This is a genomic window from Pseudoxanthomonas sp. UTMC 1351, assembly GCF_040948865.1.
GTDB lineage: Bacteria > Pseudomonadota > Gammaproteobacteria > Xanthomonadales > Xanthomonadaceae > Pseudoxanthomonas_A.
In genome coordinates, this window is sequence record NZ_JAVGJT010000004.1 from 195,468 (window position 1) to 210,362 (window position 14,895).

General features: G+C 61.9%; 10 protein-coding genes and 2 riboswitches. Of the genes, 4 read left to right on the forward strand and 6 right to left on the reverse strand.

All coding sequences use genetic code 11. The features are described from left to right. Window positions 1-15: 15 nt before the first annotated feature. Window positions 16-1,266: a multidrug effflux MFS transporter gene (locus tag AB6O04_RS02850; protein WP_368562169.1), complete on the reverse strand. Its 1,251-nt coding sequence runs from the start codon at window positions 1,264-1,266 to the stop codon at window positions 16-18. A 110-nt stretch (window positions 1,267-1,376) separates the two neighbouring features. After that, a complete protein-coding gene (locus tag AB6O04_RS02855) occupies window positions 1,377-1,820 on the reverse strand; it encodes a VOC family protein (protein WP_368562170.1) in 444 nt (147 codons plus the stop codon). A gap of 133 nt (window positions 1,821-1,953) precedes the next feature. Then, a riboswitch (glycine riboswitch) is annotated at window positions 1,954-2,052 on the forward strand. A 171-nt stretch (window positions 2,053-2,223) separates the two neighbouring features. Continuing rightward, window positions 2,224-2,327: riboswitch (glycine riboswitch) on the forward strand. Window positions 2,328-2,379: 52 nt separating this feature from the next. Between AB6O04_RS02855 and gcvP the strand changes: the two genes are divergently transcribed. Together gcvP and AB6O04_RS02865 are read left to right on the forward strand one after the other, a co-directional pair. Beyond that, on the forward strand, window positions 2,380-5,319 hold the full coding sequence (gene gcvP / locus AB6O04_RS02860; protein ID WP_368562172.1) for an aminomethyl-transferring glycine dehydrogenase: 2,940 nt from the start codon (window positions 2,380-2,382) through the stop codon (window positions 5,317-5,319). 247 nt (window positions 5,320-5,566) lie between these two features. Next, complete coding sequence (locus tag AB6O04_RS02865) at window positions 5,567-6,124, forward strand: flavin reductase family protein (protein WP_368562173.1); 558 nt, start codon at window positions 5,567-5,569, stop codon at window positions 6,122-6,124. A gap of 129 nt (window positions 6,125-6,253) precedes the next feature. On the opposite strand, the gene AB6O04_RS02870 is transcribed toward AB6O04_RS02865, so the two are convergent. The 4 genes from AB6O04_RS02870 to AB6O04_RS02885 all read right to left on the reverse strand — a co-directional run bounded on the left by AB6O04_RS02870 (window position 6,254) and on the right by AB6O04_RS02885 (window position 12,607). Beyond that, window positions 6,254-9,259 (reverse strand): EAL domain-containing protein, encoded by a 3,006-nt coding sequence (locus AB6O04_RS02870; protein WP_368562174.1) that lies wholly within the window; start codon window positions 9,257-9,259, stop codon window positions 6,254-6,256. A gap of 577 nt (window positions 9,260-9,836) precedes the next feature. Continuing rightward, window positions 9,837-10,631, reverse strand: a complete 795-nt coding sequence (locus AB6O04_RS02875) for a BON domain-containing protein (RefSeq protein ID WP_368562175.1) — start codon at window positions 10,629-10,631, stop codon at window positions 9,837-9,839. A 212-nt stretch (window positions 10,632-10,843) separates the two neighbouring features. Next, window positions 10,844-12,010, reverse strand: a complete 1,167-nt coding sequence (locus tag AB6O04_RS02880; protein ID WP_368562176.1) for a M23 family metallopeptidase — start codon at window positions 12,008-12,010, stop codon at window positions 10,844-10,846. 255 nt (window positions 12,011-12,265) lie between these two features. Beyond that, entirely contained in the window at window positions 12,266-12,607 is a 342-nt protein-coding gene (locus AB6O04_RS02885; RefSeq protein WP_368562177.1) for a cupin domain-containing protein, read from the reverse strand. Between the two features lie 313 nt (window positions 12,608-12,920). On the opposite strand from AB6O04_RS02885, the gene AB6O04_RS02890 reads away from it, so the two are divergent. Beyond that, window positions 12,921-13,550 carry a glutathione S-transferase family protein gene (locus AB6O04_RS02890; RefSeq protein ID WP_368562178.1) on the forward strand — a complete coding sequence of 210 codons (630 nt, stop codon included), beginning with the start codon at window positions 12,921-12,923 and terminating at the stop codon, window positions 13,548-13,550. Between the two features lie 358 nt (window positions 13,551-13,908). Further along, a complete protein-coding gene (locus AB6O04_RS02895) occupies window positions 13,909-14,895 on the forward strand; it encodes an aminotransferase class IV (RefSeq protein ID WP_368562179.1) in 987 nt (328 codons plus the stop codon).

Sequence of the window (14,895 nt, forward strand, 5' to 3'; positions counted from 1 at the left end):
GGAAGATGGGAAGAATCAAAGCTGCTCGGTGGGTTCCATCCCGGCACCGTCGCCAGGGCAGCGCGGCGCGCGGCGGCTGACATGCATTTCCCAGCGCCAGAATATCCAGCCCAGCAAGGTGAACGCAGCACCGCCCAGGGCCAGGTGCAGTCCATGATGGCTGAGCAGCGGCGACAGCACACCCGCGATGACCGCGTTGACGATCAGATTGCTGAAGGCCTGCAGAGACGACGCAGCGCCACGCTGGCGCGGATACATGTCCAGGATGGACAAAGTCAGTATGGGGAAGATCAATGCCACGCCCAATGCCGCCACGCTCATCGGCAACACTGCCCACGGCACGGTAATGGCATCACCCATTACGGCGTTGTAGGACACGTTGCATACCGCGGCTACACCCATGCAGCCGAAGCCGATCGCACTCAAACGCGTACCGCCCATGCGTCCTGCGGCACGTCCAGAGAGAAAAGCACCCAGCGTCATGCCGCCGATGGTAGGCAGGAACAACCAGGCGAACTGCTGTTCGCTCAGATGCAGCAAGTCCATCACGAAGGCAGGCGCGGACGCGATGTACAGGAACAAACCGCCAAAACTCAACGAGCCTGCCAGCGCCAATCGCTGAAAGCGCGTATTGGTGACGATGGCGAAATAATTCCGCAGCAGATGACGCGGCGATACCCTCAACCGCACTTCCTTGGGATGCGTTTCCGGCAGCCAGGCACTGGTCGTCACCAGCAACAGCAGCGAAAAACCCGCTAGAAACCAGAAGATCATCGGCCAGGCGCTCCAGCCCAATATCCAACCACCGATGATCGGGGCAATGGCCGGCGCAATGCCGAAGATCATCGACACCTGACTCATCAGGCGCTGCGCATCGTCCCCCTGATGCACGTCGCGGATCACCGCGCGCCCTACGATGAAACCCACGCCAGCGGATAAGCCCTGCAATGCGCGGAACATCAGCAGCGTGGACATGTCCTGCGAAAGCGCACAGCCGATCGACGCCAGCAGGAAGACCGCCAAGCCCCCCAGGATCACCCGCTTGCGCCCGAACGCATCCGACAGCGGTCCATGCACCAGACTCATCAACGCATACGTCAGCAGATACACGCTGATGGTCTGCTGCATGGCCACCTTGTCGGCGGACAGCTGCTCGCCCATCTGCGGAAATGCCGGGAAGATGGTGTCGATGGAAAACGGCCCGAACATCGCCAGGCCACCCAGCAGTATCGCCAGCCGACGGGTGGACACCGTGGATACGGTCATCCGAGTGAGCCTCGCCGCAACGCTGCAGGGACGTGAACTCGTGCCGGTACAAATGCCGAACGCAAATCAGTCAATGAGATCCAAGTCGGTAAAGGCTTCCGCATAAGTTTTCAGCTTCCCTGCCCTTCAGTGCTTTGCGGCTCCGGCGGCCCCTTCAACTCGACCGCGTTCCCTTCCGGATCCAGCAAATATTGCGACGGCCCCAAGCCATCGGCGCCATAACGGTTGCCGAACTCGGTGACGGTCACGCCGTTCGCGCTCAGATGATCGACGATGGTCTGGCGATCGAACGGGTCCACCCGAAGGCACAGATGGTCCATGTTGCGCCCCTCCTCTACCGGCGCCGCGCCACCCATCCGGCCCAATTTGCCGTCCACCGCCACCAGATCGATCAGGGAAGCGCCTGCACGCAGTTGGAGGAGACCGATGCTCTCCTGGCGGCGTTCCACTTGGCAGCCCAGGACATTGCAATAGAAGGCTTCCATGGCGGCGCTGTCGCGCACGCGCAGCACCACATGGTCGATGCGCTGCAGTTGGAACGGAGGCGCTTTCATCGGCACGTTCATTGTTGGGAGAAGTCGGGGGTGCCCATGTTAGAGGGTGTCCGGATTTTGGGCGAATCCCCAGTCCGGGAGACGGCCGGCGCCGCCCGGGAAGGAGCCGCCGGCTGGGCTATAATGCGACCCGCAACGCATGGTGGGAGAAGTGGGCCAGCCTGACTCAGGATGATCCGCTGCCGAAGGCGCAACGCCCGTAATCGCTCAGGCCCCAGACCGCTGTGTGTGCGAGCGTATCTACCTGTCCCAGATAGGTTGCGACGGTACTGTCGGTTTGCAGCGCAAGGAAGAGCGAAGGAGCGTATGTCGATACGCGACCGAGCGATGACGCAGCGATGCGGACCGGCAGTACCGTCCCGAAGGGTCGCCAGACGCGGCCTGTCTGGGATGGGTAGATACGCTCGACAACTCTGGAGAGACCGGTCGAAACCGGCGCCGAAGGGGCACGAAGCGCGGTACCACCCGCGCTTTTAAACTCTCAGGCAAAAGGACAGAGGGGCGCCCCGCGTGCGGCTTCGCACGTCAGGCTTTATTGCCATTACGGACGCCCCTTGCCATGCCCAAGAACCCTTCGCCTTCCCTGCGCGACCTCGAACACCACAGCGCTTTCATCGAGCGCCACATCGGCCCCAACGACAGCGAAATCGCGCACATGCTGCAGGCAGTCGGTTACGACTCGCTGGAAGCCATGACCGACGCCATCGTGCCCGGCTCCATCAAATCCACCGCTCCGCTGTCCCTGCCCGACGCCATCACCGAAGAAGAAGCGCTGGCCAAGGTGCGCGCCATCGCCACCAAGAACCAGGTGTACAGGAACTTCATCGGCCAAGGCTACTCCGGCACCCACACGCCCAAGGTGATCCTGCGCAACATCCTGGAAAACCCGGCGTGGTACACCGCCTATACGCCGTACCAGGCGGAAATCTCGCAGGGCCGCATGGAAGCGCTGATCAACTTCCAGACCATGGTCGCGGACCTGACCGGGATGGAGATCGCCAACGCGTCCCTGCTGGACGAAGCCACCGCCGCCGCCGAAGCCATGACCCTGGCCAAGCGTTCGTCCAAGTCCAAGTCCGATCTGTTCTTCGTCTCCAAGTACGTGCATCCGCAGACGCTCGAAGTGCTGCGCACTCGTGCCGAACCATTAGGCATCGCACTGCACATCGGCGAAGACAGCGAAGCCGCCGGCATCGATGCATTCGGCGTGTTGCTGCAATACCCCGATACTCTCGGCCGTGTGCTGGACCACAAGGCGCTGGCGGAAGCCGTGCATGCCCGTGGCGGCGTGGTCGCGGTGGCCGCCGATCTGCTGGCGCTGACGCTGATCGCCGCGCCCGGCGAATGGGGCGCGGATATCGTGATCGGCAACAGCCAGCGTTTTGGCGTGCCGTTCGGCTTTGGCGGCCCACACGCGGCGTTCATGGCGTGCCGTGATGCTTACAAACGCTCCATGCCGGGCCGTTTGATCGGCGTGTCGGTGGATGCTGAAGGCAAGCCGGCTTATCGCCTGACCCTGCAGACCCGCGAACAGCATATCCGCCGCGAAAAGGCGACCAGCAACATCTGTACCGCGCAAGTGCTGCTGGCGGTGATGGCATCGATGTACGCCGTCTACCACGGCCCTGAAGGGCTGACCCGCATCGCACGCCGCACGCATCGGTTGGCGGCCATTCTGGCGAGCGCGCTGCGCGGTGCTGGCATCCACGTCGACGATGGCTTCTTCGACACCCTGCACATCACCGGCGTGGATGCCGAAGCGATCCATGCCAAGGCCAATGAGCAGCGCATCAACCTGCGCCGCATCGATGCGCGGAGCCTGAGCATCAGCCTGGACGAAACCAGCACGCGTGGCTGCGTGATCGCGCTGGCCAAACTGTTCGGCGTGGAGATAGCGGATATCGACGCACTCGACAGCGCCACGACGGATGCGCTGCCCGCGGAAGTGACGCGCACTAGCGCATTCCTGGCCCACCCTGTATTCAACACCCATCACAGCGAACACGAACTGCTGCGCTACATGCGTTCGTTGGCGGATAAAGACCTGGCGATGGATCGCACCATGATCCCGCTGGGCTCCTGCACCATGAAGCTCAACGCCACTGCGGAGATGATCCCGGTGACCTGGCCGGAATTCGCCAACATGCATCCGCTGGCGCCGGCGGACCAGGCGCTTGGTTATCAACAGCTGATCGATGAACTCGAAGCGATGCTGGTGGAATGCACCGGCTACGATGCGGTCAGCCTGCAACCCAACTCCGGCGCCCAAGGCGAGTACGCCGGCCTGCTGGCGATCCGCGCCTATCACCGCTCGCGCGGCGAGAACCAGCGCGATATCTGCCTGATTCCGGAATCCGCGCACGGCACCAATCCAGCTTCGGCGCAGATGTGCGGCATGCAGGTAGTCGTCACCAAGTGCGACGGCAACGGCAACGTCGATGTGGAAGACATCCGCCGCGCCGCCGAGAAATACAGCGACCGCCTGGCCGCGATCATGATGACCTACCCGTCCACGCACGGCGTGTTCGAAGAAGACGTTGTCGCCATCTGCGACATCGTGCATGCGCACGGCGGCCAGGTGTATACCGACGGCGCCAACATGAATGCATTGGTCGGCGTCGCCAAGCCGGGCAAGTGGGGCTCGGACGTGTCGCATCTCAACTTGCACAAGACCTTCTGCATTCCGCACGGTGGCGGCGGTCCAGGCGTGGGTCCCTGCGCGGTGAAGTCGCACCTGGCGCCGTTTTTGCCAAAAACACTGACCCTTCCCCCGCTTGCGGGGGAAGGTGCCCAAAGGGCGGAAGCGGGCGCTCTTCGCGACAAAGTAGGCATGGTCAGCGCCGCCAGCTTCGGCAGTGCCAGCATCCTGCCCATCAGTTGGATGTACATCACCATGATGGGCACCAGCGGCCTGCGCAAGGCCACGCAGGTGGCGCTGCTCAACGCCAACTACATCGCCAAGCGCCTTGCGCCGCATTACGAAACGCTGTACACCGGCCGCAACGGGCTGGTGGCGCACGAATGCATCCTGGACCTGCGTCCGCTGAAGGATGCCACCGGCATCAGCGCCGAAGATGTCGCCAAGCGCCTGATCGATTTCGGTTTCCATGCGCCTACCCTGAGCTTCCCAGTGGCCGGCACGTTGATGGTGGAACCGACCGAAAGCGAATCGCTGCACGAGCTGGACCGCTTCATCGACGCGATGATTCAGATCCGCGACGAAATCCGTGCCGTGGAGGAAGGCAAGCTTGATCGCGAGGACAACCCGCTCAAGCACGCGCCGCACACCGCGACGATGGTCGCCGGCAGCGAGTGGGCCCACGCGTATCCGCGCGAATTGGCGGCGTTCCCATTGCCCAGCCTGAAACTGCAGAAATACTGGCCGCCAGTGGCACGCGTGGACAACGTCTACGGCGACAAGAACGTGTTCTGCAGCTGCGTACCGATCGAAGCGTTCGCTGGCGAGATCGAGGCGTTCAGCGAACCCAACGTGATGTGATCGAAACGTTGTGTTGATCGATTCAAGGCCCCGCTTCGCGGGGCCTTTTTTTGCTGTCGTAGAGCGGAGCTTGCTCCGCTGCTTTTTCGCCGGCCACCTAAAAGCAGCGGAGCAAGCTCCGCTCTACGAAAAGCAGCATCATCTCGACCTGGAAGAAGCCATGACCAAGCGCATCTCGACGCATTCTTATCCTCCTTGCCGCTAAGGTTGCTCCACTGTTGAAGCCTCATGGCAACCAGGAGTCCCAATGAAATCCTTTCGCAAGCGCGACTTTCCATTGAGCGAAATCCGCCATTTCCTTGAGCCCGGCCCCATCGTGCTGGTGAGCTCGGCGTGGAAGGGCGAATCCAACATCATGACGATGGGCTGGCACATGATGATGGGCTTCACCCCCGCGCTATTCGCCTGTTACATCTGGGAAGGCAATCACAGCTTCACCATGATCCGCAAAAGCAAGCAGTGCGTGATCAACCTGCCCACTACCGATTTAGTAGACACGGTGGTGGGCATTGGTAATTGCAGTGGTGCAGATACCGACAAGTTCGCGCAGTTCGAACTAACGGCGGTCCGCGGCGACAAAGTCGATGCACCGCTCATCCGCGAATGCTATGCGAATTTCGAGTGCCGCCTGGCTGACGGCAGCCAGATATCACGGCACGGGCTCTTCATCTGGGAAGTCGTCAAGGCGCACGTCGCCACCTCGCCCAAGCTGCCGGAAACGGTGCACTACCGCGGCAACGGCCAGTTCATGGTGTCCGGCCGGCAGCTCAGCCGCCGCAGCCAATTCAAGCCAGAGAATCTGTGACCGACTTTTGTAGAAGCGAGGTGCGCCGCTTCTCGTAGAGCCGAGCTTGCTCGGCTGCTCTTCGATCCGGGCATGCCAAAAAACAGCGGAGCAAGCTCCGCTCTACGAGAATCCAAAGCGAGTATCAGCTCAATAACCAGACCGCTGCCCCGTGGCCGTATCTTGTCCCAGCCACGAACGCTGATCCGCGCCGTTCAAGGTTTCGATGACTTTATCCAATGGCATCGGCATCCCGAACAGATATCCTTGCACCTGGTCGCAGCCGTGCTCTTTCAACCACTCGTACTGTCCGATGCGCTCCACGCCTTCGGCGATCACCTCCAATCCAAGGCTGTGGCCCAACGATAGCAGTGCGCGGCAAATGGAAGCATTGCGCACGTCATTGTCAACATCAGTCACGAAAGAGCGATCGATCTTCAATGCATCCAGCGGCAGGTGGCGCAGGTAGGACATATTGGAGAAGCCAGTCCCGAAATCATCGATGGAAATGCACACGCCCTGCTTCTGCAAACGGTGCATGGTATTGAGCGCCTGTTCCGGCCGGTTCATCACCACGCTCTCGGTGAGTTCGATATGCAGCGCGCCTTTGCGCAAACCGAACTCGTCGACGATCGCCGCGATGTCGCTGACCAAGTCAGAAGCCACGAACTGATTGGTGGACACGTTCACCGCAATGGGCAGACTGCCCCAACCGGCAGCGCTTAACTGACGATGGGACTCGGCGGCACGGCGCAACACCCACTGACCCAGTGGGACGATCAGGCCGGAGTCCTCGCACAGCGGAATGAATTGCGATGGCGGGATGAAACCACCCGTGAGCTGCGGCCAGCGGATCAGCGCTTCCAACGCGGCCGGCTCGCTATCGGCCGCATGGCGGATGATCTGGAAATGCAACTCGAATTGGTTGTCCCGGATGGCGTGGCGGATGCGTCCGGCCAGTGTCAGCTGGGCGTGGGCTTTCTCGGCGATCGATACTTGGTAGTGCGCGAACGGCATGTTCGTCGCACGTGCTTCGTGCGCCGCCAGCGCAGCGTTACGCACCACTTCCGAAGCGCTGGCTCCATCGCCGGGGTAATCCGCAAACCCTATCCAGCTTTCCAGGTGATGCGACGCGTCCGCCGACTCCACCGGTTCGGACGTCAACGAATGCAGTCTTCTGTGGGCGGTATGATCGGCCGCGGGCAACGCCAGCGCAAAAGCGTTAGAGGGGACATGGGCGGCCATGCCATGGTCGCCGCATAGCAGGCGCAAGCGGGCGGCGATAATGCGCAGCACGCCCTCGCTGGCTTCGCGTCCCAATGTGTCGGCAATCAGATCCAGGCCGCGTAACTCCAGATAGGCGACGCGGTAAATCTCGTCCGCCGAAGCACTGTCGCTCAGGTGTTGCGAGAATTCATCGAGGGTCAGTAGCCCCGTGGTGGCGTCGTGCGAAGCGCGATACGCCAGTTGGCGCTCGTACGCGGCACGCTCGCTGACGTCCTCAGCCAGTATCAAACGCGCCTCGGTACCCGCGAAGTCGATATTGGCCGCGTACACCTTCACTTCGAAGCGGCTGCCATCCTTGCGCTGGTGGATCCAGTTGCTGGCCTGGCCGAAATGTTCGCGCGGGGCGCCGATATCCTGCAGAACCCGCTCGATGGTCTCTGGCGGGCGTATCTGCAGGATGGTCATCGCCAGGAACTCTTCGCGCGTGTACCCGTATTGCTCCAGGGCCGCGCGATTCACTTCCAGGAAACGCAAAGTCTTTATGTCGAACACCCAGAACGGCAGGGGGTTCTGTTCAAACATCAGGCGGAACTGCCGCTCCGCATCGGCGATACGCGCCTGTGCTTCCACCCGCTCCGTTACGTCCACCACCGTGCCGGTCATTCGCATTCGCTTGTCCCGTCCAGGCACCACCGCGCCTTGCGTGGCCAGCCAGCGCGTGGCGCCATCCGGGTGCCGGATCCGATATTCCGCGTTGAACGAATGCTGCTTCTCCCATGCCTCCTGGAATAGCGTAAACAGGCGTTCACGATCTTCCGGATGCACCATGTCGTAGAACTCGGTGCGTGAGGCCGAAGTCTGCGATTCTGGCAGCCCAAAAATGTTGCTCACATTGTCGGACCAGCGGACGTACTCTTCGCCGGCGACAATGGACCAGGAACCGGTGCCGCCGACTTTCTGCGCCAAACGAAGATCTTCGGTTCTCTCGCGTAGTCGCCCGATCAGTGCCCGCTGCAGGAAGTTGGATTTCATCACCAGTCTCAGCAGGTAGATGAAGCCCGTCAGGTAAAGCAGATACACGCCGGTTCCAGCCGCTATCAGCCAGTACCACGGCCGCAGGATTTCCTGCTTCGAAAGGCCGGCATGCAGCACCAACGGATAGTTCAACAACACGCGCCATGCCCCCACGCGGGTCACGCCATCGATGGCACTGACTTCTTCTCCAGCACGGTTGCTATCCGTCACTACTTGTGGCCGACGCGTGCCGATCAACTTCAATGCATCGCGGCTACGGGCCAGGACCGTCCCATCAGTATCGAACAGTGTGACCACACCCTCCTGACCGGAATCCAGGTTGCCGACGATGCTCTGCAGCTCTGATACGTTCAAGCGCGCCAGTACATAGCCGCCATTTTTCAAAGGCATGGCCAGCGGCACCGCCCATTGTCCATTGATCAGTTTGCGCAGTGGCCCCATGCGCAATGCCTGGGGCTGGTTGGGGTTGCGCCGGCTACCCCAGTCGGCAATACCGGAAGCGCCGCTGCGAGTGCCGAAGACCGGTGTGCCGTCGGCCGACAGTAAGGAGATACTTTCGATTTCACGATGTCCGGCCATGACGCCGCCGACGTGCGCCAGGCGAAGCGCTTCGACATCCTCCGACGGAAAGGCGTTTGTGCGATCAGCATAGGCGGCAAAGCCAGCCAGCGCGCTTTCGATATTGCGAAGCTCAAAATCGACCAGGCGTTCGGCGCCCGTCACCAATGCAAGGCTTTGCCTTTCGGCGGCCGCCATGCGGCTGCGGTAGTCGTTGACGATAACCAGCACCAGCCCTACCGCCAACGCAAGCGCCAGTACTGAGCCGAACACGCCGATGGCCCGGACCGAGCCCAACGTGCCGCTTTTCCCTTCAGGCTGAGCGCTGATGTCCATCACAGGCGCCTAAGTTGGAATGTCCGCAATTTAGCAGCGAGTAAGCGCCGCATTCAAATGCCGAAGAACTAGCGCACCGGTCGATGAGGCGCATTCTCATTTTTTCGCCGCACGCAGTATCTCCGCACGGCTTGCGCTGTTGAACGTTCAGCCCCCAACCCGCATTGGATATACGCATTCACCTTCCTGGTAACGGCGATAGCCGAGCGAACCGCACTGAGCGTTAGTAAACGGTGAAACCATGTCGAGCGGAGCGCGCCCGGCGATATCACCGAATCTGTAGCAATGAGGCCGCGCAACGGCAGGCGATAACGAACAGCCGCTTTAAAACCCCATAAGGTTGAGCCGGGCCGCATAGAGCAGCCGAGTCTGCTCGGCTCTACGAAAGCGCGGATGAATACTCTTGTGGGAGTGGTGCCGGCATGCCGGCACCGGTGAGTCGCGACTTTGATGTTTCCGGTCGCGACTCACGTCGCTCCCACACGGGTGCTATGCCGGCACCGCAGCCATGACGGATAGGCAGTCAACATGGGATCTCGGCTCTACCAGAAGAACGCTTAGGTTGCCCTCGAGCGTCTCAGTATGTGGACTTGTCTTTGCGTGTTCCGGGAGACTCATTCGCCATCGCTGAGCCGCCAGTGGATTCGGCGATGTCCAGCGGTGAAACCGCTCGCTCGGTCGAACGGGGCGATTCACCGCCGTCGCTACGTGCGACACGGATATTGTTCTGGATGTCCTGTACGTGGCGGCAGCTGTCGACTAAATCTTCGGCGCGGTGTTTCATCCACCGCTCTTGGACGGTGCCGTTCAAGGTGACCACGCCATCGCTCACTTCTACCGTGATGTCATCCGCATCCAGTTCGGCATCCGCCGCCAGGCGTTCGTTCACGTCTTCGTAGATGCGCGCGTCCGAACGCCGGTAGCTTCGCGGACCGAACCCGCGATAATCGATGCGTGACGCATTGCGAACACCGGTGCGGCCCTCGTCCGGTATGCCGCGAGGCATCCTGTCCCCGCTCAACACGCCACCGCCCAATGGCGCGGCGTCGCGATCGCGGCTTCGGGTGTAGCCGGCAAAGCCGCCGCCTTCGCCGCCCCACCCTACCGAGGACGTGCTGAGCGGATCGCGGGTGCCGCCGTAACGGGCATCGCCATAGTATTCGCCCTCACCCAAGTCATCGCGATTGCGGCCGTGTTGAGGTGAAGGCCCGGAACCGCCGTGGTGGCGTTCATCGGGGTAGTTGTAGCCACTACCGCCCATGCCCCGCAGCGCGGTGTCGTGCCGTCCCTGCGGCTCATCTCCGGGCCGGTGCCGATGAATATTTTCGCGGTTCTCGCGTGGGTCGTGCTGATTTTGGGTGCGCTGATTCATGTTCTTTTCCCATGACGCTGCTTGTCACAGCCAGTCGGCGACACATCACCGTGACGCATCGTTGTAGCGCAATCCGCGCGAAGGGAAGGTGGAGAACGGACGTTCTACTTTCCGCCACCACTCCATCGCAAGCCCGTAGAGCGGCTATTCGCTTTCACCGGCCCGTTGCGACGGCCTGATTGCCACTGATCCGGTGCTATCGCGGGGCGCTGCTACGGAAACTGCACCACGGTATTCGGTGCCGGCCGCTCATTGCGGCGATGCGCCTTTTCCGATGACGCCAGCGGCTGCCAAGGCTGCTTGCCCAAGATATCCAACGATGGATACGCACCCAGCGCCGTGAAGCCCGCCAGCACGAAAGGCATGCCATCGGCATCCAGCGGGGAATTGGCGTCGGCCAAATGGAAGTGCAGATGCGGGCCGGAGGAATCGCCGGTGAAACCCAGCGCGCCAATGACCTCGCCTTGCCGCACGCGCTGCCCGATCTTCACGCGCAGGCTGCCGGGCTTGAGGTGTTCGTAGAACGCGTAGCGACCGCCACCGATTTCCAGTGCCACATAGTTACCGGTGGCATCGGCCAGCGCATGCCGCGGATGCGCGGCGATGCTGGCGCTTTCGGTCATGTCGTCGCGTGCCGCTACCACTACGCCATCAGCCACCGCCAGCACGTCTTCACTGTAACCGTAGTGATCGGCCGGGCGATCTTCGTCACCCGCTGTGATGCGACCTTTTGTATCCAGCTTGACCCAGTCGATGGCGTAGCGGCCGGGAATGTGGGCGCGGCCCGCGACGGCATACACCATGCGTCGGTGTCCACGGGTCCAGGAGGGTTCGTGGATCGCTATCCACGGACCACCCCGCAACGGCGGCGACAGCACCGGCAGCGGCACAGTGTTCACTGCGGTACGCGCGCCATCGACCGTCGCTTCCACTGGTCCCTGTTTGCGCATGATGCGGTAGTCGAGGCGATGACTCAGTGCCGGCGTCGACGCGTGCTTGCCTGCTTCGATTTCCAGATAAAGCACGGCGTGCGCGCCTGGCGCCAAGGTCCGCCGTTGCGCGCCTTCCACCGTACGGCCGGCGCCACCCAAACGCTTCTCCAGGCCGGTGCCGTGCAAGTCGGCGATGGCACCACCCTGCCCGTCCAACACCTGCACGCGCGTCAGTTCCATTGCGCTGTCGCTGGTGTTGGTCACATACACTTCATAGATCCACTGAGGCTGTCCACCCACGTTGATCAAGCTGGGCGCAACCGGCACCTGCATATCGAACGAGGAATGTAGTGGTGTGGCAGCCAACGCATGCAGTGGAGAGATCAGCAGCAGCCATGCGGCCGCCAGGGTCCAGCACTTTGCGTGAGCCCGACGGTATACGTTCATTCGCGATCCCAGTGAGTCAGGCAGGCGCCAGCAGCGCACCTTAGCCCAGGCCCGCGCGCGGCACCCGTGCCGATAGTTGGTGCGGAGAATCGGATGCTGGCGCTTTGGTAGAGCCGAGCTTGCTCGGCTGCTTTTCGCGGCCCTGCTCAACCTTGAGGGTATTTAAAGCGGCTATTCGTTATCGTCTGCCGTTGCGACGGCCTCGCTGCCAATGACTCCGCAATATCGCGGGGCGCAGCTCGGTTCTACCAGGAGCTACGGCTCCCCAGCAGGCAGAGGTTCGCCGTCGTCATCAAACGCCGGTGGGTAATAGAAGTTCAAAGTCTTCAATAAAACCCGGCCGGTGTTGCGGATTTCATGGGTCTCGCCGTTCTCGATAACCAATAGGCTGCCGGCGCGTAATTTCTGCTCAGTGCCATCCACGATAGCCAGCCCGGTTCCCGACACCACATACAGCCACTGGTCCGCGCCGCGGTGGCGATTGTCCGGCCCGCCTTCGCTGTCGCCGGGCGCGATCACCATCTCGGCCGCCTGTGCCCGCCGCACATTGAACGCCACGCGGAATCCCGCGCCGAACTGGAGATGCTTGTACTTCATCGCGAGCTCCTGAGAGGTGCATAGACCTTGGCGCGGCAGGCGTTAATTACGGAGCAAAATCGGGTGAAGGCGAACAGCATCGGCACAATGAAGCTGGGGTCGTAGGTCGGGGCCAAGCCCTCAACGCCGCTCGCGGGAAGGCGTCCATCGGCTAGGCGGGGCCGACCAGGAACCCAAGGATGACGAATGGTTCGACGGCGGGCCAGGGCCCGCCCTATGCCGAATGAGTTGCTTCGCAGCTTTCATCAGACCTTTGTCGATCCACCGCTCCACTGTTCGTCTATCAGAGACAACCCTACAAATCGGAGACGGCATGAAGATCTACTGGATCAAGGCGCAGGCGCCGCAGCGAGTGCTGGCGCTGGTCAGGCATCTGGGCATCGAGGCGGAACTGGTGGAGGTGGATCTGATGGCCGGCGGGCTGAAGACGAAAGAGTACGCCGCGCTGAACCCCAACAAGAAAGCGCCCACGCTGGTGGACGGCGACACGGTGCTGTGGGAGTCCTCGGCCATCATGGCGTACCTGTGCATCAAGACCGGATCGGACATGTGGCCGGCGCATAATCCGGCTGAACAGGTGGAAGTGCTGCGCTGGCTGTCATGGAACGACCAGCACTGGTCGGAAGTCGTGTCGCCGTTCTATTTCGAACACATCGTCAAATCGACTTTCGGTTTCGGTACACCCGATAAGGAAGTAGTGACCGCGGCAGTTCCCGAGCTGCTCCGCTATGCGGAAGTACTGGACGGCCATCTGGAAGGCCGTGGCTACGTCGCCTGCGATCGATTGACCATTGCCGATTTTGCATTGGCATCCATGGCCAGCCACTGGCGTGAATCGGAAATGCCGCTGCAAACCTTCTCCAACATCGTGCGCTGGCTGGATGGCCTGAAGCGCCTACCCGCATGGAAAGAACCCTGGCCAGAAAAAGCAGTCGCCGAGTAGGGCGGGCCTTGACGAACATAGGGTGGGCCCTGGCCCACCGATTAGCGCGAGATCGATCAGGGGAAAGCCTGTCCTTGATTGGCTGCTCTTCGCCTCATCATAGGGGCCCGGCGCTCAAGCTCCTGTCGTTGGGTCTGCAAGCGGGTGACATGGCGATGCGCTATTCGTCAGCTTCAGCGCGTACCGGCGCAATGGGCCGAATCCGCGTTCCGTCAACATGTTCACGGTTGGCTTGTTCTCGCTCCACACAGACTCCCCAGCGCTTGTCGCTAACGTAGTCGGGGCCGGGCGAAAGGTTCACGGCATGGCGTGCGGCGGCTACCATCGGTCGATCACAGCGTCGAACCAGGAGAACCGCATGACCCAGGGCACCCAGCATTCGAGTGAAGACCCCCGCAATGCCGACATCCTGATTTCCGTCAATGGCGTGCTCAAGCATCGCAATGAGGCGGTGGTGTCGGTGTTCGACAGCGGCTTCGTGCTGGGCGACGGCGTCTGGGAAGGCTTCCGCATTGCGCAGGGCCATCCGGTGTTCCTGGAGGCGCATCTTGACCGCCTGTACGAAGGCGCCAAGGCCATCATGCTGGACATCGGCCTGACCCGCGAACAGCTGACGCGTGCGCTGTACGCAACGCTGGACGCCAACGGCATGCACGGCGACGGCGCGCCTGCCGTTGGGGTGCATGTGCGGCTGATGGTCACCCGCGGCGTCAAGCGCACGCCCTACCAGGACCCGCGTGTCACCGTAGGTCCGGCGACCATCGTCATCATTCCCGAATACAAGGTCGCCTCGCCCGAAACTGCCGCACGCGGCGTATCGCTGTACACCGTGCACGTGCGCCGCGGCTTTCCCGACGTGCAGGATCCCAAGCTCAACTCGCACAGCAAGCTCAACTGCATCACCGCCTGCATCCAGGCCTACGGCGCCGGCGCGGACGAAGCATTGATGCTGGACCCGCACGGTTTCGTCGCCACCTGCAATTCCACCCACTTCTTCATTGTGCGCAAGGGCGAAGTGTGGACGTCCACCGGCCAGTACTGCCTGGGCGGCATCACCCGCGCGAACGTCATCAAACTATGCCGCGACAACGGCATTCCGGTATTCGAAAAATCCTTCAGCCTGACCGACGTCTACGGCGCCGATGAAGCTTTCGTCACGGGCACCTTCGGTGGGGTGGTGCCGGTACATACTATCGACAGCCGCCGCATTGGAGACGGTGCCAACACCACCTATAGCAGCGACACCGATAGCGGCGACGCGCGCGGGCCGATGGTGCAACGGCTGCAGTCGCTGTATCGCGAACTCGTGGCGGCAGACGTCGCCCAGCGCGCGCGTCCGGCATGA